We start from the raw sequence: 18682 nt of genomic DNA, 5'->3' as shown, positions 1-18682 counted from the left end.
ACGGAAACTACGTGCCGAGGCCGCCCTGCGGAAGTCACGCAGGCGCCGGGGTTGCCCTGCTCTGCAGGGAGGCGACGCGCGCTTTCAGAGCGTCTGCGTGACCTTGCGCAGATGCGGCGGGCGGTCTGGGTCGAGCCCGCGCGCTGCCGCGAGCGCTGCAATGGCGCCATAGAAGGCGCGGGCCTGGAGCAGGGGCATCAGCACGGCCGGGCTCTCGGCCGGCACGGGCAGGGCGATACCGGGTGCGGCGTCCGAACCGGCATAAGCGACCTCCGCGCCCAGCCCGGCGAAGTTGCGGGCGACGGAGAGCGTGCTTTCGCTGCCTTCGTCGGCGGGATCGAGCACCAATGCCGGGAATCCCGACCCGACCAGAGCGAGGGGGCCGTGCAACACCTCGGCGGCGCTGAAAGCCTCGGCATGGATGCGGCAGGTCTCCTTGAACTTCAGCGCCATTTCCTGAGCGATGCCGAGACCGAGCCCGCGACCGATGACATAGAGGCTCGTCGCCTCCTTGAGGCGCAGGAGATAGGGCGACCAGTCGCAGAGCCCGGCTTGCCTGAGCAATTCTGGCGACCTGACAAGAGCATCAGCGAGGCTCCGCTCGCTGCTCCAGGCCGCGGCGAGATGGAGCAGGGCGATGCCGGTGGCGAGGAAGCTCTTGGTCGCGGCGACGCTGGTCTCGGGGCCAGCGGCGAGAGGCAGGGCGACATCGACCAGCCCGGCCAGCGGCGAGTCCATGTCGTTGATCAGGCCGACCGTCAGCGCGCCGCCGCGCTTGGCCGTCTCGGTCAATTGCAGCGCGTCTGGACTGCGGCCGGATTGCGAGGCGGCGATGAAGACGGCGCCGGAAAGATCGAGCTCTTCGCGGTAGACCGAGGCGAGGCTCGGGCCCAGCGAGGCGACCGGCAGGCCAAGCGTGCGCTCCAGCAGGTATTTGCCATAGGTCATGGCGTGGTCGGAGGAGCCGCGGGCGCAGGTCGCGATGAAGGCGGGCTTGCGCCGGCGGAGCTGTTCGCCGAGCTGCGCCATCGCGCCGGCATTGGCCGAGATCTGGCGGGCGGCGACCTCGGCTGCTTCCGCAGCCTCGCGGGTAAGAAGGGCTTCAGGCATCGATCCGCTCATGGCAGCGCAGCAGGTTCCGGCTCATCGCGTCGACATCGGCGGGGTGGAGCCGCGTTCCGGCGCCACCGACGGAGCGCACGGAGAGCGTGCCGCAAGTGATACCCTCCGCCAAAGCCCGCTCCGGGGCACGCCCGGCGAGCCAGGCGGCGAGGAAACCCGCATTGAAGGCGTCGCCTGCACCGGTCGTGTCGAGAACCGGCCCGCCCTCGGGCGCCGGTAAGGCGAGCGTGGTATCGCGTTGAAAGAGGCGGGCGCCGTTGGCGCCGTCCTTGACGACCACGACGGGGAAATGGCGGGCGAGGTGGTTGCCGGCCTGATCCAGATCCTCGCACTTCGCGATCGCGCGCGCTTCCACGGCATTGGGCAGGAAGATGTCGGCGCCCGCGGCACGCTCGATCAGGTCCGGCCGGCGGATCCAGTCGTCGTCCCAGCTCGGATCGAGCGAGACGGTCAGGCCGGCGCGCTTGGCGCGATCGATCAGGTCGGGGATTTCGGCGAGGGTCGCGAATTCGGCGATGTGGAGATGACGCGCGGCCCGTTCGGCAAGGGCTGCGTCGAGCGTCGCCGGGCGGGCACTGCCGGCACGGCGCGAGAGGAAGGCGCGCTCGCCATCCTGCACCATCACGACGGTCGGCTGTGGGCCGGCTTCGGCCGCGCGTTCGAGCCAGCGCAGATCGACGCCGCTTTCCGCCAGTGCCGGCGCCAGCGTGCCGGAGAGCGGGTCCGTGCCGATGCGGGCGAGGAGGCCGGCCGGCGTTCCGAGGGCTGCGAGATGGGCTGCCGTAATGAAGCCGCCGCCGCCCGGCACGATCGCGACGGTCTCGGCGAACCGCTCCTCGCCGAGGCGCGGCATCGCGTCGAGCCCGCGGAAGACGATGTCGCAATAGAGCCGGCCGATGCTGAGGACGAGGTCGCGCCCGGCGCTCATAGGGCGCGCTCGGTCGCCGCGTCGAACAGGCGCAGCGCGTCGATGCCGGCGCCGAGGCGGACGTCGTGGCCGACGACCGGCGGCGCTTTGGCCGGGGCCGAGGCGAGGATCAAGCCATCGCCATGCTCGACATGGACGAAAGTCTCGGACCCCAGCGGCTCGACCACCGCGACCTTGCCGGTGAGGACGAGATCGGCGTTGTCGCCGGGCGCGAGCACGCGCAACTCCTGCGGGCGGACGCCGACCAGCACCTCGGCGGGGAGCGGCGCCGGACGAGGCGGCAGGGCGATGGTGTTGCCCGCTAGTTCCAGCTTCGCTTTGCCCTCGGCGGTGATTGTCTTGGCCGGCAGGATGTTCATCGTCGGCGAGCCGATGAAGCGGGCGGTGAAGACGTCCGCCGGCTTCTCGTAGAGCTCCATCGGCGCGCCGACCTGGAGGATGCGGCCGTCGCGCATCACCACGATCCGGTCGGCCAGCGTCATCGCCTCGACCTGATCATGGGTGACGAAGACGATGGTGCGGCCGAGCCGCTGGTGCAGGCGCTTGATCTCCAGCCGCATCTGGGCGCGCAACTGCGCGTCGAGATTGGAGAGCGGCTCATCGAACAGGAAGGCGGCGGGGTCGCGCACCATGGCGCGACCGATGGCGACGCGCTGGCGCTGGCCGCCGGACAACGCCGAGGGCTTGCGTTCGAGCAGCGGCTCGAGGCCGAGGATGCGGGCGGTCTCCTCGATCCGGCGGCGCTTCTCGGCCTTGTCGAGCTTGGCCGTATAGAGGCCGAAGCCGATATTCTCGGCGACGCTCATATGCGGGTAGATCGCGTAGTTCTGGAACACCATGGCGATGTTCCGCTCCTTCGGCTCCAGCCGGTTCACGGGCCGGTCGGCGATCGTGATGGTGCCGCCGTCGATCTCCTCGAGACCGGCGATCATGCGCAAAGTCGTCGACTTGCCGCAGCCGGACGGGCCGACGAAGACGACGAATTCGCCGTCCTCGATCGTCAGGTCGATGCCGTGGACGACCTGCGTCTTGCCGTAGCGCTTGACCAGCCCCTGAAGCTCGATACCCGCCATCAGGCTGCTCCCATCAGATCCGCGAAGGCGGCGTCGAGTTCATGGCGCGCGGAAGCTTCGCGCGCGGCGGTCGCGGTCGCGGCAAGGCCGGCCGCCACCAGCACGCCGCGATAGCCGGCGAAGGCGGCGGCAAGAGCCTGCGGCCCCGGCCCGCCGAAACGTTCGCGCACCGCGACGAAATGCTCGGGCGAGACGGCCTCGGCAAAGGCGGCCTCGTTCAATTGCGGTTCGCGGCCGGCATGTTCCCGGAAGGCCTTGCGGAAGGGCGCGTAGCCGTCGCGCGGCAGGTCGCCATCGGCGGCGACCACGGCGCGCGCGACATCGGCGGCGATCTCATGGGCGGTGCGGAAGGAGAGGCCTTCCGAACGGACCAGCGTGTCGGCGAGCTCGGTGATGGTGATGCAGGAGCGGCGGATGTTCTCAGCCACGCGGCGTCCGTCGACCTGGAGCGCCGGCAGCAGCGCCGCGAGCAGGCCGAGCACGCGCTCGCCCGTCGCGAAGGCCTGATAGCCGGCCTCGTTGGTTTCGCCTTCGGCGTCGTTCATGTCGGTGAAGGGCGTGTTGTGGACGATATCCCTGACCATCCGGGCGCGTGCCATCGCCTGCGAGGAGAGGTGGCGCAGATGCTCGATCGGAACGGGATTGCGCTTCTGCGGCATGATCGAGGAGATCTGCACGAAGGCATTAGGCACATAGAGCTGGCCGACCTCGAAGGCGGTCCAGACCTGCAGATCCTGGATCAGGCGGCCGAGATGCAGGAAGACGAGTTCCAGCGCGCTATAGGTCGCGGTGAGGTAGTCGATCGCGGCGATGCAGCCATAGGAGTTCTGGAGGGGTGCCGCGAAGCCGAGCAGATGCGCGACGCGGGCGCGGTCCAGCGGGAAGCCCGAGGTGGTGATCGCCGCCGCGCCCATCGGCGAGAGATCAAGCAGGGCGCGCGCCTGCACCAGCCGCTCATGGTCGCGCAGCATCACCTCGATCGCGGCCGAAAGGTAATGGCCGAAGGTGGTCGGCTGCGCCGGCTGGCCATGGGTATAGGCGACGATCAGCGTCGCCTTTTCGCGCTCGGCGAGGTCGAGCGTCGCGGTGATCAGGGCGCGCAGAAGGCCGGCCATATGGTCGAGCCGCGGCTTGAGCGCGAGCTTGAACAGGGTGTGGTCGATATCGTTGCGCGAGCGGCCGGTATGGAGGCGCCCGGCATCGTCGGCCGGCAGGCGCTTCTTCAGCTCGGCCTCGATCAGGAAGAAATAATCCTCGACCGTGCCGTCATAGCGCAGCGCCGCGGGGTCGATCTCGGCATCGATGGCGTCGAGCGCGCGGGCGATGCGGCCGGCTGTCGCGCGCGGCAGGATGCCGGCCTCGGCGAGCATGACGAGATGGGCGCGGTCGATGGCGCGGAAGCTCTGGACGTGATGCGTCTTCGCTCCGTCGAAGAGCGGACGCAGCACGGTCTCGTTGTAGACGGGATCGGGAAAGACGGACGTGTCGGCCGTCCGCGGATCGGTTTTCGTCATGGCAATCAGCCCTTGAGACCGGCGAGGACCACGCCGCGCACGATATAGCGCTGGAGCAGCAGGAAGACGGTCAGCGTCGGCAGGGTGGCGAGCGCCGCGCCCGTCATGATCAATTCCCACTGGACTTGCGATTCCACCGCGAAGCTCGTGAGGCCGACCGGCAAGGTGTAGAGCTCCTTGGAGGTCGTCACGATCAGCGGCCAGATGAAGGCGGTCCAGTTGCTGAGGAAGGTGAAGATCGCCAGCGCCGAGAGCGCCGGCGTCACCAGCGGCAGGGCGATGCGCCAGAAGATCGCGAATTCGTTGAGGCCGTCGATGCGGGCGGCTTCGAGGAAGTCGTTCGGCACGGTCTCGAAGAACTGCTTCATCAGGAAGGTGCCGAAAGCGGTCATCATGCCCGGGAACATGATGCCCCAGTAGCTGTCGAGCCAGCCGAAGTTCTTGGCCATGACGTACCAGGGAATGACCAGCATCTCGGTCGGGATCATCAGCGTCGAGAGGATGGCGATGAAGACGAGATAGCGGCCGCGGAACTGGAACTTCGCCAGGGTGTAGCCGACGAGGCTGTCGAAGAAGACGTTGGAAAGCGTCACCGCGACCGCGATGCCGAAGGAATTGGCGAACCAGCGCAGGAAGCGGCCGTCCGAGAGCACGGTCACGTAGTTGCCGAGCGTCGGATGGGCCGGAAAGAAGGCGAGATCGTAGATCTCGGAGGAATCCTTCAGCGAGGTCGCGAACATGAAGACGAGCGGCGTCACCATCAGCAGGCCGCCGCCAAAGAGCAGCAGCCAGGCGATGATGCGGCCGGGCTCGATGCGCAGGGCCATGGGGGAGGCGGCGCTCATCAGCGGTCTTTCAGCAGCCGGAGCTGCAGCAGCGAGACCACGAGCAGCACGAGGAAGAGCACGACGGTCTGGGCCGCGGCATAGCCCATGTCGAAGGAGGAGAAGGCCGTCTGGTAGATCATCAGAACGAGCGGCTTGGTCGCGTTGAGCGGGCCGCCGGGGTCGCTGCTCGTCTGGCTGGTCATGTTGTAGACCTGATCGAAGATGCGCAGGAAGCCGATCGAGGAGAAGACGACGAGGAAGACGATCGTCGGCTTGAGCAGCGGCAGGGTGATGCGCCGCAGGATCGTCCCGTTCGAGACGCCGTCGATGCGGGCGGCCTCGTAATAGGTGTTCGGAATGGCGCGCAGGCCGGCCATGAAGATCACGACCTGGAAGCCGAGCCCGGCCCAGATTGCGGGGGCGAGAACGGCGGGCAGCGATTGCGTCGTCGAGCGCAGGAAGGGCTGCTGGGCGATGCCGATGCCGGCGAGCAGATTGTTGAACAGGCCAATCGGGACCGGCTGGTAGAACCAGCGCCAGACCCAGGCCATTGCCGCCGCCGTCGTCAGGAAGGGCAGGAAGTACATTGCTCGGATGAAGCCGTGCAGGAAGCGCACGCGGTCGAGATGATAGGCGATGGTGAAGGCGAGCAGCAGGCTGATCGGCGTGCCCAGCAGCAGGTAGAGCGCCGTGTTGCCGAAGACCTTCCAGAACACCGGATCGGCGAGGAGGCGCTTGAAGTTGGCGAGCCCGACAAAGGACGGCTTGGTCAGGAGGTTCCAGTTGGTGGTGGAAATCCAGAAGGCTTCCAGCGTCGGATAGAAGCGCACCACCGCATAGAACAGCACCGGCACTGCCAGGAAGGACCAGGCCCAGAGGACCTGTTTCTGGCGCATGCCGAGGCCCGAGAAGAAACGGGCGCCGGACCGTGCATCGACACGAGACGAAGAGGCGTTCATCGCGACAATCCGATCCGACGCTCGACCAACATCACTTCTTGTAGAAGCGGTCGAGGATGGGCTGCTCGGCCTTGGCGGCCTCGGCGAGGGCGGCCTTGGCGTCCTGGTTCTGCAGGAGCACGCGGTTGAGCATGTCGAGCGAGACCTGGCGCTGGGCCAGCTCGTCGACGAAGACCGTGGCGTGCGAGTAGCTGAGCGCCTTGAGGAACGGCCCATAGACCGGGTGGTTCAGGTTCTTCTCGGTCTCGGCCGCTTCCTTGCGGGCCGGCAACTCGCCGACGGTTTCGAGCCAGAGCTGCATCGCCTCGGGCGTGGTGACGAAGGCGAGGAACTTCTTGGCCGCCTCCAGTTTCGGGCCGGTCGGCTTGGTGGTGATGGCGTTGACCCAGTAGCTGGCAAAGTTCGCCTTCTTGCCGTCGGCCGAGGCCGGAAGCTCGGCGACGCCCCATTCGAAGGCCTTGATGCCGCCGAAGGCGCCGAGGCGGAAGGAGCCGTCGATCGTCATCGCGGCGCGGCCGGCGCGGAAGGCGGCCTGGCCCTCGTCCATGAAGCCGACCTGGCCGACCTTGTGGACGCGCTGGAGATCGGCATACCAGTTCAGCGACTTGGCACCGGCCTCGCTGTCATAGGTCACCTTCTTGTTGTCGTCGCTATAGGGCGCGCCGCCGTTCTGGCGCAGCAGCGTCTCGCGCCACCAATGGTAGTCCTGGCCGGGGAAGTCGAGCGTGATGCCGGCGGAGAGCATGTTGCCGGCGCCGTCGCGCTTGGTCGTCTTCTTGGCGAAATCGAGCAGTTCGTCGACGGTCTTCGGCGGCGTATTGGGGTCGAGCCCGGCCTCCTGGAAGAGCTTCTTGTTGTAGAACAGCGCGAGCGAGCGCACGGCCGTCGGCAGCGCGTAATACTCGCCGTCGCGCTTCATCGCCGAGACGATCGGATAGAATTCCTTCTCGATCGCGGCGGGCGGAAAGGCATCGCGCGGCAGCGGCTGGATGAACTTGGCGCCGACGAAATTGTCGAGCCAGCCATAGAAAAGCTGCACGACGTCCGGGCCCTGGCCGGCCGGCATCGCCGCGGCGATCTTGGTCTGGTAGTCGGCATAGGGGAAGGTGGTCTGCTTGACCTTGATATTCGGGTTGGCGGCCTCGAAGCGCTTGATCAGCTCGGTCATCGCCTTGACGCGCGCGTCGAAGACATACTGCCAGTATTCGATCTCGACGGTCTGCGCCTTCGCGCCGGCGACCGCGCCGACCGAGACCATCAGACCCAACAGCATCCCGCGTAGACCGCGCATGACCCTCTCCCCTGATTTCGTCGTCCTCCGTCCCTGCCGGCGGACGGCATTCGGGAGGCTCGCCGATATCGTCGTCTCGCCGGCCCGCGGCTGTCAATCGATTAATTCACTTGAGTTGGATTAATTGCCGGAGCAGGCTGTGCGCCCGATCCCTTGCGACCGCCTATGCCGAACCGTCCCGTCCCTCCCTCCCGCAGCGTCGCCGTCGGCACTAATCCCGAGCGGACGCGCAGCCATAACCGCCGCGTGGTGCTGGAAACCGTGCGCCAGCACGGGCAGCTCGGCCGCTCCGACATCGCGGTGCTGACCAAGCTCACGGCACAGGCGGTCTCCAACATCGTCGCCGAGCTGGTCGAAGAGGGCTTTCTCACCGAGCTCGGCCGGCGCCGCACGGCGCGGGGCCAGCCGCCGGTGGAATTCGCCGTCAACCCCGAGGGCGGGATGACGGCGGGCATGGAGATCGCGGCGGATCACGTCACCACGGTTCTCGTCGACCTCGCCGGACGGGTCCGGGCGCAGCGTATCGCTCCACTCGCGGACACGACGGTCGCTGGCGTGCAGAACACGGCTGCGGCGGAGCTGGCGGCGGTCAGGCGCGAGCATGGATTGCCCGAGCGCCTGCTCGGCTGCGGCGTCGTGATGCCCGGCCCCTTCGAGATCGAGGGCATGAATTCGGTCGGCACCTCGCCCTTGCCGGGCTGGGCCGGGCAGGATGCGGCGCAACTGCTGCAGGACGTTCTCAACACGCCTGTCGTGATCGAGAACGACGCCAATGCGGCCGCCGTCGGCGAGCATCTCCATGGCTTAGGCCGCAACCTGCGCCATTTCTGCCAGATCTATTTCGGCGCGGGCCTGGGTCTCGGCGTCATCGTCGCCGGCCAGCCCTATCGCGGCGCCTTCGGCAATGCCGGCGAGATCGGCCATATCCCGGTGGTCCGCGACGGGCGCGCCTGCGCCTGTGGCGGGCATGGCTGCCTCGAACGCTACGCCTCCTTCCATGCGCTGGCGGAGACATTGCGCGAGGCCGGCGTCGCGGGCGCCGGGCCGGATGAGGTCGCGCGCCTGCATGCGCAAGGGCATCCCGCCTTGTCCGGCTGGATCGCGGAGGCGGCCGGGCTGCTGGCCCCTGTCGTGACGATGTTGGAGAACCTGTTCGATCCGGAGACGGTGATCCTCGGTGGCGAGATGCCGGATACGGTGATCGACGCGCTGATCGCGGCGATGGTACCTCTGCCGATCTCGGTGGCGAACCGTCCGGGACGGACGATCCCGCGCGTCCAGCGCGGCGGGACCGGGCGCCTGACGGCCGCGCTCGGCGCGGCGGCGCTGCCCTTGCTCGACACGATGACGCCGAAGCTCGATCGCGTCAGCCTGACGCCGGATGCACTTGTTTTGGAGTGAGAGCGTCCAGCCGCCGTCAGTAGGAGCGCGGCATGCCCAGGACATGCTCGGCGAGATAGGACAGGATCAGGTTCGTCGAGATCGGCGCGACCTGATAGAGCCGCGTCTCCCGGAACTTGCGCTCGACATCGTATTCCTCGGCGAAGCCGAAACCGCCATGCGTCTGCACGCAGGCATTGGCGGCTTCGAAAGAGGCGTCCGCCGCCAGCATCTTGGCCATATTGGCCTCGGCGCCCGGATTGGCGCCGGCCTCGTAGAGGCGGATCGCCTCGCGCACCATCAGTTCGGCGGCGCGCATGTTGGCGTAAGCCCTGGCGATCGGGAATTGGATGCCCTGGTTCTGGCCGATCGGCCGGCCGAAGACCTGGCGCTCCCTGGCATAGGCGGAGGCCTTGTCGATGAACCATTTGGCGTCGCCGACGCATTCGGCCGCGATCAGGATGCGCTCGGCATTCATGCCCGAGAGGATGTAGCGGAAGCCCTTGCCCTCCTCGCCGACGAGGTTCTCGGCCGGGACCTTCACATTGTCGAAGAAGACCTCGGTGGTGGCGTGGTTCATCATCGTGCGGATCGGCCGGATCGTGAGGCCGTCCTTCAGCGCCTCGCGCATGTCGAGGATGAAGACCGAGAGCCCGTCGGTGCGCTTGGCGACCTGGTCGCGCGGCGTGGTGCGGGCGAGCAGCAGCATCAGGTCGGATTGCGCGGCGCGGCTGGTCCAGATCTTCTGGCCGTTGACGATGTAATGATCGCCTTCGCGGCGGGCGGTGGTGCGCAAGGCGGTGGTGTCGGTGCCGCTGGTCGGCTCGGTGACGCCGAAGGCCTGCAGGCGCAGTTCGCCCGAGGCGATCCTGGGCAGGTAGCGCTGCTTCTGGTTCTCGGTGCCATGGCGCAGCACGGTGCCCATCACATACATCTGGGCGTGGCAGGCGGCGCCATTGCAGCCCTGGCGCTGGATTTCCTCCATGATGACCGCGGCGGCCGAAAGCGTGAGGCCGGCCCCGCCATAGGCCTCGGGGATCAGCGCCGAGAGGAAGCCGCTTTCGGTGAGCGCCGTCACGAACTCCGTCGGATAGGCCATCTCGCGATCGAGCTTGCGCCAGTATTCGCCCGGGAAATCGGCGCAGAGCCTGGCGACGGCGTCGCGGATCTCGGAATGGTCGGAAGCGTGCTGCATGCTGGTCTCGAGGCTGTCGTCAGATGACGACCCTATGCCAGCGTCCGGAGGTTGGGCACCCCCGTTCATGCTTTCGGAGGATGGACTACAGGCGCGACATTGCGCCTGTAGCCTCGTCATCTGCCGAGCCGCTCAGCGCGAGGCGGTGACCACGATCTCGATCAGCGGGCCGCCGAGATCGGCGACGCCGACCGTGGCGCGGGTCGGCATGTCCTCGCCGAAGAAGCTGGTCCAGACCGCGTCCATCTCCTTCTTCAGCGTGAGATCGGTCACGAAGATCTGGGCGGCGACGATCGCCTTGCGATCGAGCCCGACCTCGCCGAGATAGCCCTCGATCTTGCCGAGGATGTTCTGGGTCTGCGGGCCCATGCCCTGCTTGGTGTCGTCGGCGACGACGCCGCCGACGAAGGCGAGGTTGCCGGTCTCGACGACGCGGTTCTGGATGGGGGTGCGGATGGAGCGCTTGATGGCCATGGGTCTTCTCCTGTGTTGAAGCTCAGTCGGTGGTGGCGAAACGGGCGATGCCGAGCCCGTCGATCGGTACGTTGGAGCGGCCGGTCGCGATGATCTCGGCCATCACGGCGCCGGCGCCGGGGCCGAGCTGGAAGCCATGGGCCGAGAAGCCGAACTGGTGATAGACGCCCTCGTGCCGGGCGCTCTTGCCGAAGACCGGCAGGTCGTCCGGCATGCGCGCCTCGATGCCGGCCCAGGCGCGCACGATCGGCGCGCCGCGCATGATCGGGAAGAGGTCCCAGACCGTGCCGGCGCTGATCGCGAGCTTGCGCCAGTCGAGCAGTGTGACGTTCTCGTCGCGCAAGGGCGTTCCGAGATGGCCGCCGCCGATCAGCACCGTGCCGTTGTCGAACTGCTTGAAGGAGAGTTTTCGCCCGCGCAGGATCACCACCGGCTTGATGAAGGCTGGCAGCGGCGCCGTGATCATCAGCATCGGCGCGATGACCGAGAGGGGCACGGGCTCACCGAGATCGCTGGCGATGCGGTCGGCCCAGGCTCCGGCAGCGTTGACGATGCGGGGTGCGAGGAAGGCGCCGGCATCGGTGACGACGCGCCAGTTTGGTCCGTCCTGCTCGACCTTGGTCACGCGCACGCCTTCGCGGATGGTGGCGCCGAGGCTCTCGGCCTTGCGCTTGAAGGCCTGTGTGGCGCGCAAGGGGATCGCGGCACCGTCGCGGCGCGAGATCACGCCGCCTGGGCAAGTCTCGGAGACGGCGGGGACGATCTCGCGCAATTCCTTGGCGTCGATCATCTCCTCATGATGGAAGCCGCGCAGCGTCAGGTCGGCGACGCGGGCGCGGCACCCCTCCAGATCGGCCTCGTCCTCGGCGACCAGCACCTGCCCGTCGCTGGTGAAGCCGCAATCGTCGTCGACCAGCTCGGCTATATTGTGCCAGAGCGCCATCGAGGCGTTGGAGAGCGGGATTTCCGCGACATGGCGGGCGAGCTGACGCACGCCGCCGGCATTGACGCCGGAGGCATGACGGCCGGCATGGTCCTTCTCGATCAGGATGACCGAGAGACCCCGCATGGCGCAATGCAGGGCGGTTGAGCAGCCATGGATGCCGCCGCCGATGACGATGACATCGGCGCTGCGGGCCTCCCTGGTCATCGGACGACCGCCTTCACTGAAGCTTCAGTCTGCGGCAGGGCCGCCAGCTCGGCCAGCGTCACGGGCTTCACAGGCGGACGCAAGCGGTAATAGCCGGTTTCGGCCGGGGTGATGCCGCGCGTTTCGGCGATCAGCTCGACCACGGTCGGGCCGCAGAGGCGGCCCTGGCAAGGCCCCATGCCGCAGCGCAGGAAGGCCTTCATCTGGTTGGGGCCGGTGACGCCGAGGCGGCTGGCCGCGTCGCGGATCTGGCCCGCCGTGACCTCCTCGCAGCGGCAGACGATGGTCTCGTCCTTCGGCGGCGCCAGGAATTGCGGCGCCGGCTTGTAGAGCAGGTCGAGGAAACGCCGGCCGCGCAGCTTCTTCTCCAGTTCGGCGCGGATCGGCGCGGCCTGCCGGTCGCGCTCGGCCTCGTTCAATTTGCCGAGCCGCGATGCTGCGCCGAAGGCGGCGATCTCGCCGCGGAGCGCCGCGCTTTCCGCGCCACCGATACCGGCGCCGTCCCCGGCGATGGCGATGCCCGGCACGGTCGAGGCGAACCAGGCATCGACGCGCGGCACCCAGGCATGCTGCTCCCCATCGAAATCATGGGCGCAGCCGGCGGCGTTGGAGAAGTTGACGCTGGGTATGACGCCTTGGTGCAGCAGGAGCGTCTCGCAGGCGATGGTGCCGGTGCGGCCGCCCTGCTCGAACTGGACCGTTGCCAGCTTCCCTTCGCCGGTCGCCGTTAGGCTGGTCACCCCGGAGACGAAGCGGAGCTTGCGCCGCGCGGCCAGCATCAGCTTCAGGCCCTTGGCGAGATAGGGCGAGCGTAGGAAGTCCGGGATGGCACCGAGCGACTTGGACCAATTGGCCGACGGCGTCGTGTCGAGCACCGCGGCGATCTGGCAGCCGGCGGCCGCGAGCTGGCCTGCCAGCAGGTAGAGCAGCGGGCCGCATCCGGCGATGACCGTGCGCCCCGACGGAATGGCGCCAGCGGACTTGAGCGCGATCTGGGCGGCGCCGGCCGTCATCACGCCGGGCAGGGTCCAGCCGGGGATCGGGAAGGGGCGTTCCTGCGCGCCAGTGGCGAGGATGACCTGCTTGGCGCCGATGATGCGCGCCTTGCCGTCGACGGAGAGGCCGAGCTCGAAAGTGCCGGGCGCGGTCTCGTCCGGGCCGATCGACCAGACGGTGCAGCGGGGGGCGTAGGCACCTTTCGAGCGCTCGAAGCGCGCGACGATGTCGGCGCCGCGCCAGTAGTCATCGCCGAGGATGGCGCGGTTCTTCACCGGCGTCGTGGTGACGGCGCGGTAGATCTGGCCGCCGGGCGCCGGGTTCTCGTCGGCAAGCAGGACGGAGAGGCCGAGCTCGGCGGCACGCGCTGCGGCGGAGAGGCCGGCCGGGCCGGCGCCGACGACGAGGAGATCATAGCTCTCGACGAGCTGTTCGATGCTGGCGATCGGAGTCATTCCGCGGCCTCCGTGAGATGGCGGCGGCCATGCTGGGTCTCGATGCGCATGCCCTCCGCGAGCGGCACGAGGCAGCCTTGCCGGTTGCCGATTCCGTCGATGACGACGAGGCAGTCGAAGCAGACGCCCATCAAGCAATAGGGCGCGCGGGGGGTGTCGGAGACCGGCGTCTCGCGGCAGGCGGTGATGCCGTTGACGAGCAGGGCCGCGGCGACCGTGTCGCCGGCGCGGGCCGTCAGCGGCTGGCCGTCGAAGGTGAAGCTCAGCTCCGCGCGCGCGGCAAGGTCAGCTATGGGCCGGAACATGGAACCTCCGTGCGGTGAAGCTCGCGACGCTCTCTGGCAAGTTGCCGGCGAGGATCGCGGGAGCGAGCGTCAGGACATGGTTGGCGGCGAGCGTCACGCCGGAATGGCAAGTGACGACGAACGCGCCGGGATGGGTCTGCGACTGGTCGTAGATCGGAAAGCCGTCGGGGCTCATCACGCGTAGCGCCGACCAGGTGCGGACGACGTTCAGGCCGGTGAGGCGCGGAAACATCTTCACCGCCCGCTCCGCCATGGTCGAGAGGATCGGCTGGCCGACGACGGTGTCGAAGCCGCGGTCCTCCTGGCTGTCGCCGATCATCACGCCGCCCTCGTCGGTCTGGCGCACCGTGACCATCGGGTTGTGCAGGAAGGGTTCGGTCTTCTCGGTGACGATGATCTGGCCCTTGCTCGGCTTCACCGGCGCGTCGAGTCCGACCATCGGGGCGAGGCGCGCATTGCCGAGCCCGGCGCAGAGCACGACCTTCCCGGCGCGCAGCTCGCCCCAGGGGCCGGTGATGGCGAAGCCGCCATCCTTGGGCACGATGCTCTCGACAGGGCTGTTCGGGCGGTAGTCGACGCCGCGCCTCACCGTCGCCTCGCGCAGCGCCCGAAACAGCTTCAGCGAATTCACATGGCCGTCGAGTGGGGAATAGAGCGAGCCGACCACATCCTTGCCGATCGCGGGCAGGCGCCGCTTCGTCTCGGCATGGTCGAGCACTTCGTATGGGAAATCGGTCAGCGGCCGGCTGTTATGAAGACGGCGCATCGCATCGACGCGCTTGTCGAGCTCCTCCTCCGAGAGGCAGAGCATGAAGCCGCCGGGCTGGCTATGGGCGACGTCGATCCCGGTCTCGCCGGCCAGAGAAGCGGCCAGCTGGTGCCAGCTATCGGCGGAGCGGCGCGACCAGAGCGCGTAATCGGGCATGCCGAAGCCCTTGGACTGCACCCAGACCAACGCGAAATTGCCGCGCGAGGCCCGGAAGGCTGTGTCGCCTTCGTCGAGGATCGCGACCTTGGCGCCGTTGCGGGCGAGGCCGAGCGCGATGGCGCCGCCGACCACGCCGCCGCCGATCACGGCGACATCGGGTTCTCTAGGAGGAGTGGGCACGGGGTTCAGCCTTTTCCGGTTCCGACGAACAGCCGGTCGAGCCCGAAGAGCCTGTCCAGCGCCATCAGCAGGATGGCGGTCAGGGCGATCAGGCAGGCGGAGACGGCTGCGATGAGCGGGTCGATATTGTCCTGGATGTAGAGGAACATCCGGACGGGAAGTGTGGTGGTGGCGGGCGAGGCGATGAAGACGGTCATCGTCACCTCGTCGAAGGAGTTGATCGCGGCGAGCAGCCAGCCCGAGACGACGCCCGGCAGGATCAGCGGCAGCGTCACGCGACGGAAGACCACGGCCGGGCTCGCGCCGAGCGAGATCGCGGCATGCTCGATGCGCCGGTCGATGCCGTAGGAGGCGGCCAGCACGAGCCTGAGCGCAAAGGGGATGATCACGATGATATGGCTCAGCACCAGCCCGAGGAAGGTCCCGGAGAGGCCGATCTGCGTGAAGAAGCGCAGGAAGGCGATGCCCAGCACGACATGGGGGACCATCAGCGGCGACATGAACAGGGCCGTCATCGCCTCGCGGCCGGGGAAGCGGTAGCGGGCGATGGCAAGGGCTGCCGGCACGGCGAGCCCGATCGCGACGGTAGAGGACAGCGCCGCGAGCCAGAGCGAGTCGCGGAAGGCGCGCAGGAATTCGGGATAATCGAGGATCGCCCTGAACCAGCGCAGGCTCCAGACCCGCCCGGGTAGCGAGAGATAGCCCTCCGGCGTGAAGGCGACGAGGCAGACCACCGCCAGCGGCGCCAGCATGAAGACGACGAAGAGCGTGTGGAACAGGATCGCGAGGGGGCCGTTGCGGCTCATTCGAACACCTGCGAGTAGCGGCGCTCGACCAGCCGGTTGGTACCGACGGTGAGGATGACCAGCGCGGCGAGCAGCAACACGGCAACGGCGGCGCCGAGCGGCCAGTTCAGCGTATTCAGGAATTCGTCATAAGCCAGCGTCGCCGCGACCTTGAGCCGCCTGCCTCCGATGATGGCGGGCGTGGCGAAGGCGCTCGCGGCCAGCGCGAAGACGATGATCGAGCCCGAGAGGATGCCCGGCACGATCTGCGGCAGGATCACGCGCCGCCAGATCGTCAGGCGGGAAGCGCCGAGCGAGAGCGCGGCATTCTCGATCTGCGGATCGAGCCGCTGTAGCGAGGCCCAGACCGCGAGGATCATCAGCGGGATCAGCACATGGACGAGCGCGATCACCACGCCGGTTTCGGTGAACATGAATTCGAGCGGCTGGCCGATCAGGCCGAGCGCCATCAGCCCTCGATTGACCAGCCCGTTCGAGCCGAGCAGCAGCGCCCAGCCGAGCGTGCGCGCCACGACCGAGACCAGCAAGGGCCCGAGGATCGCGAGCAGGCAGAGGCCGCGCCAGGCCGGCGCCATGCGGTTGAGGATATAGGCCTCGGGCACCCCGATCAGGGTCGCGAACAGCGTCACCAGTACCGAGATGCGCAAGGTGCGCAGGAAGACTTCGAGGAAATAGCCGTCGCTGAAGATCTCGCGGAAATTCTTCAGCGTGAACTCGGCGACGATGCCCTTGTATTGGCCCCAGTCGTAGAACGCGAGCAGCACAGTCATGCCGAGCGGAATGATGACGAGGGCGAGGAAGACGGCGAGCGCCGGGCCGGTCAGCCAGTAGGGCGTTGCGCGGGCGGAGGCGTCAGGGCTCATAAGCCTATACCCTCCGCAAGCAGCGCGGCGTCGCCGGGGCCGAAGCTCAGCTTCACGCTCTCGCCTTCGCTGGGGACAGGCCTGCCGTCATTGTGCCGGATCAGCGTGACCGGGCCGGCGGTGCTTTCCGCCGTCAATAGCCAATGCGCGCCCTGGAAGATGCGGGAGGTGATGCGAGCGCTGAAACCCGGTGCGCCATCAGCCGCGAAGCCGAGGCGTTCGGGGCGGACTGCGATGCGCAGCGCGCCAGAGGTGGCGCCGGCGAGCGGTACGGACAAGGTTTCGATCGCGACACGGCCGCTTCCGTCACCGGTTGCCGTCAGGACATTGGTCTTCCCGAGGAAATTCGCGACGAAGGCGGTGTCGGGCGCGCCATAGACGGCATCAGGCGCACCGATCTGCTCGACGCGGCCTTTGTTCATCACGACGATGCGGTCGGACAGTGCCATCGCCTCGTGCTGGTCGTGGGTGACGAGGATCGTGGTGGTGCCGATCGAGCGCTGGATCTGGCGCAGCTCCCCTTGCATCTCCTCGCGCAGCTTGGCGTCGAGATTGGAGAGGGGCTCGTCGAGCAGCAGCAGCGAGGGCCTGATCACCAGCGCACGGGCGAGCGCGACACGCTGCTGCTGACCGCCCGACATCCGGCGGGGATAGCGATCCTCGAAGCCCTTGAGCCCGACCAGCGCCATCGCCTCCAGCGTGCGCTTCTCGCGTTCCGCCTTCTCGATGCCGCGCATTTCCAGGCCGAAGGCGATGTTCTGCGCCACGGTCATATGCGGAAAGAGGGCATAGCTCTGGAAGACGATGCCGAGGCCGCGCTTGTTGGGCGCGACGCCACCGAGATCGGCGCCGTCGAGCAGGATGCGGCCGCGATCGACCGGCACGAAGCCGGCGATCATCTGCAGCGTCGTGGTCTTGCCGCAGCCGGAAGGGCCGAGCAGCGAGATGAACTCGCCGCGGGCGACCGAAAGGTCGAGCCCCTCGACGGCAACCGCCGTGCCGTAGGACTTGCCGAGGCCTTCGAGAACGAGATGGGACATGGATTACTTGCTGGCCTCGTGACTGAGGGCGCGGAAACTCCTCCGTCATCCCGGGCTTGCCCCGGGATCCATCGAAGGGCGTTGCACTTTACGATGGATCCCGGCGCTTCGCTTCGCTGCGGCCGGGATGACGAGGAGGTTCTTGCGGAAAGCGGAAGGTCTTACCGCTCGACCTCCCGATTCCAGCGGCGGGTCCATTCCTCGCGCTTGGCGTTTGCGACATCCCAGTCGACGGCCTTGAGCGCCTTGACCTCGTCGCCATAGGGCAGACCCTTCCGTTCTTCCGGCGTGAGCGTCACCGTCACGTTGGCTGGGCCGAAGCCGGCGCCGGTCGCCATCACCTTCTGGATCGCGGGCGAGAGCATGAACTGGATGAAGGCATTGGCCTCGGCGGCGTTCTTCGAGCCCTCGACCGGGCAGGCGGCGGAGCCGAGCGCGAAGCCGCCCTCCTTCGGATAGACGAATTCGACCGGGAAGCCGGTATCGGCGAAGGCCTTGACGCGGCCCGAGCCCCAGACGCCGAGCACGGCCTGGCCGTTCTGGAAGAGTTCGGTCATCTTCGCCGGCGAGGGCTCATAGGCGACGATGTTCGGGTTGATGTCCTTCTTGAAGGCCTCGAAGCCCGGCTCGATGTTGGTCTCGCCGCCGCCGCCGATCTGCGCGAAGGCGATCAGCGCGTGCAGGCCATAGGTATTGTTGATCGGCGGGCTGACGATCTTCTTGCCGTAGGTCTTCGACTTCAGGTCGTTCCACGAGGTCGGGGCCGGCCATTTGTTCTCGTCGAAGACCTTCTTGTTGTAGAACAGGCCGGTGCCGACGAGACCGAGCCCCACGCCCTTGTTCGACTTGAACTTCATCACCGGCGCCACGTCCTTGTAGACGGGGCCGTCGGTCAGCGTGGCGCAGAAGCCGAGCGCCACCGCCTGATAGGCCGGGCCGTCATCGACGATCGCGACGTCGATCTGCTGATTGCCCTTCTGGGCCTGCAGCTTGGCGAGCGTGTCGGTCGAATTGCCGGCGACGTACTCGACCTTGACGTTGGCCTGCTTCTCGAAGGCCGGGATGACCTCCTTGCGCATGGTCTGCTCGTAGGAGCCGCCATAGCCGGCGACATAAAGCGTCTTCTGCTGGGCGAAAGCGGCGGAGCCGGCGAGCGCGGTTCCGGTAACCAGAGCGAATGTGATGGCGAGCTTCAC

18 protein-coding genes are annotated in these 18682 nt (G+C 67.7%); 1 reads left to right on the top strand and 17 read right to left on the bottom strand.

Going from position 1 to position 18682, the window contains the following annotated elements; genetic code table 11:
• Positions 1–84: 84 nt before the first annotated feature.
• From ACFJGT_RS22020 to ACFJGT_RS21990, 7 genes are read right to left on the bottom strand one after another with little or no spacing between them, the layout of a single operon-like run.
• Entirely contained in the window at positions 85–1110 is a 1026-nt protein-coding gene (locus ACFJGT_RS22020) for an SIS domain-containing protein (RefSeq protein WP_377842466.1), read from the bottom strand.
• Positions 1103–2050 carry a carbohydrate kinase family protein gene (locus ACFJGT_RS22015; protein WP_377842463.1) on the bottom strand — a complete coding sequence of 316 codons (948 nt, stop codon included), beginning with the start codon at positions 2048–2050 and terminating at the stop codon, positions 1103–1105. The genes ACFJGT_RS22020 and ACFJGT_RS22015 overlap by 8 nt, the downstream gene beginning before the upstream one ends.
• Complete coding sequence (locus ACFJGT_RS22010; RefSeq protein ID WP_377842459.1) at positions 2047–3123, bottom strand: ABC transporter ATP-binding protein; 1077 nt, start codon at positions 3121–3123, stop codon at positions 2047–2049. Before ACFJGT_RS22010 ends, ACFJGT_RS22015 begins: the two co-directional genes overlap by 4 nt.
• Complete coding sequence (locus ACFJGT_RS22005) at positions 3123–4637, bottom strand: argininosuccinate lyase (protein WP_377842456.1); 1515 nt, start codon at positions 4635–4637, stop codon at positions 3123–3125. The genes ACFJGT_RS22010 and ACFJGT_RS22005 overlap by 1 nt, the downstream gene beginning before the upstream one ends.
• 5 nt (positions 4638–4642) lie before the next feature.
• Positions 4643–5482, bottom strand: coding sequence for a carbohydrate ABC transporter permease (locus ACFJGT_RS22000; protein ID WP_377842453.1), 840 nt, complete (start codon positions 5480–5482; stop codon positions 4643–4645).
• A complete protein-coding gene (locus tag ACFJGT_RS21995) occupies positions 5482–6423 on the bottom strand; it encodes a carbohydrate ABC transporter permease (RefSeq protein ID WP_377842450.1) in 942 nt (313 codons plus the stop codon). The genes ACFJGT_RS22000 and ACFJGT_RS21995 overlap by 1 nt, the downstream gene beginning before the upstream one ends.
• A 31-nt stretch (positions 6424–6454) precedes the next feature.
• Positions 6455–7714 (bottom strand): extracellular solute-binding protein, encoded by a 1260-nt coding sequence (locus tag ACFJGT_RS21990; RefSeq protein ID WP_377842447.1) that lies wholly within the window; start codon positions 7712–7714, stop codon positions 6455–6457.
• A 165-nt stretch (positions 7715–7879) separates the two neighbouring features.
• Here ACFJGT_RS21990 and ACFJGT_RS21985 point away from each other — a divergent pair, with 165 nt between their 5' ends.
• A complete protein-coding gene (locus ACFJGT_RS21985; RefSeq protein ID WP_377842443.1) occupies positions 7880–9115 on the top strand; it encodes an ROK family protein in 1236 nt (411 codons plus the stop codon).
• Positions 9116–9131: 16 nt separating this feature from the next.
• Here ACFJGT_RS21985 and ACFJGT_RS21980 read toward each other — a convergent pair whose 3' ends face one another.
• The 10 genes from ACFJGT_RS21980 to ACFJGT_RS21935 form a co-directional block, all read right to left on the bottom strand.
• Positions 9132–10289 (bottom strand): acyl-CoA dehydrogenase family protein, encoded by a 1158-nt coding sequence (locus ACFJGT_RS21980; RefSeq protein WP_377842440.1) that lies wholly within the window; start codon positions 10287–10289, stop codon positions 9132–9134.
• Positions 10290–10421: 132 nt separating this feature from the next.
• Positions 10422–10763 carry a Rid family hydrolase gene (locus tag ACFJGT_RS21975; RefSeq protein WP_113584410.1) on the bottom strand — a complete coding sequence of 114 codons (342 nt, stop codon included), beginning with the start codon at positions 10761–10763 and terminating at the stop codon, positions 10422–10424.
• Between the two features lie 22 nt (positions 10764–10785).
• Positions 10786–11913: an NAD(P)/FAD-dependent oxidoreductase gene (locus tag ACFJGT_RS21970; protein ID WP_377842433.1), complete on the bottom strand. Its 1128-nt coding sequence runs from the start codon at positions 11911–11913 to the stop codon at positions 10786–10788.
• Positions 11910–13364, bottom strand: a complete 1455-nt coding sequence (locus ACFJGT_RS21965) for an FAD-dependent oxidoreductase (RefSeq protein WP_377842429.1) — start codon at positions 13362–13364, stop codon at positions 11910–11912. The genes ACFJGT_RS21970 and ACFJGT_RS21965 overlap by 4 nt, the downstream gene beginning before the upstream one ends.
• Positions 13361–13669: a (2Fe-2S)-binding protein gene (locus ACFJGT_RS21960; RefSeq protein WP_377842426.1), complete on the bottom strand. Its 309-nt coding sequence runs from the start codon at positions 13667–13669 to the stop codon at positions 13361–13363. Before ACFJGT_RS21960 ends, ACFJGT_RS21965 begins: the two co-directional genes overlap by 4 nt.
• The gene (locus ACFJGT_RS21955) at positions 13650–14777 is read right to left on the bottom strand and encodes an NAD(P)/FAD-dependent oxidoreductase (protein WP_377842424.1); all 1128 of its coding nucleotides are present in this window, start codon (positions 14775–14777) and stop codon (positions 13650–13652) included. Before ACFJGT_RS21955 ends, ACFJGT_RS21960 begins: the two co-directional genes overlap by 20 nt.
• Positions 14778–14782: 5 nt before the next feature.
• On the bottom strand, positions 14783–15583 hold the full coding sequence (locus tag ACFJGT_RS21950; RefSeq protein ID WP_377842421.1) for an ABC transporter permease: 801 nt from the start codon (positions 15581–15583) through the stop codon (positions 14783–14785).
• The gene (locus ACFJGT_RS21945) at positions 15580–16446 is read right to left on the bottom strand and encodes an ABC transporter permease (RefSeq protein WP_377842416.1); all 867 of its coding nucleotides are present in this window, start codon (positions 16444–16446) and stop codon (positions 15580–15582) included. The genes ACFJGT_RS21950 and ACFJGT_RS21945 overlap by 4 nt, the downstream gene beginning before the upstream one ends.
• Positions 16443–17486 carry an ABC transporter ATP-binding protein gene (locus tag ACFJGT_RS21940; RefSeq protein ID WP_377842411.1) on the bottom strand — a complete coding sequence of 348 codons (1044 nt, stop codon included), beginning with the start codon at positions 17484–17486 and terminating at the stop codon, positions 16443–16445. The genes ACFJGT_RS21945 and ACFJGT_RS21940 overlap by 4 nt, the downstream gene beginning before the upstream one ends.
• 161 nt (positions 17487–17647) lie before the next feature.
• Positions 17648–18682, bottom strand: a complete 1035-nt coding sequence (locus tag ACFJGT_RS21935; RefSeq protein ID WP_377842408.1) for an ABC transporter substrate-binding protein — start codon at positions 18680–18682, stop codon at positions 17648–17650.

This window comes from Allobosea sp. UC22_33 (assembly GCF_042700715.1).
Classification (GTDB): domain Bacteria; phylum Pseudomonadota; class Alphaproteobacteria; order Rhizobiales; family Beijerinckiaceae; genus Allobosea.
Note: the sequence above shows the minus strand (reverse complement) of the source record. Positions and strands in the feature narration are given on the sequence as shown.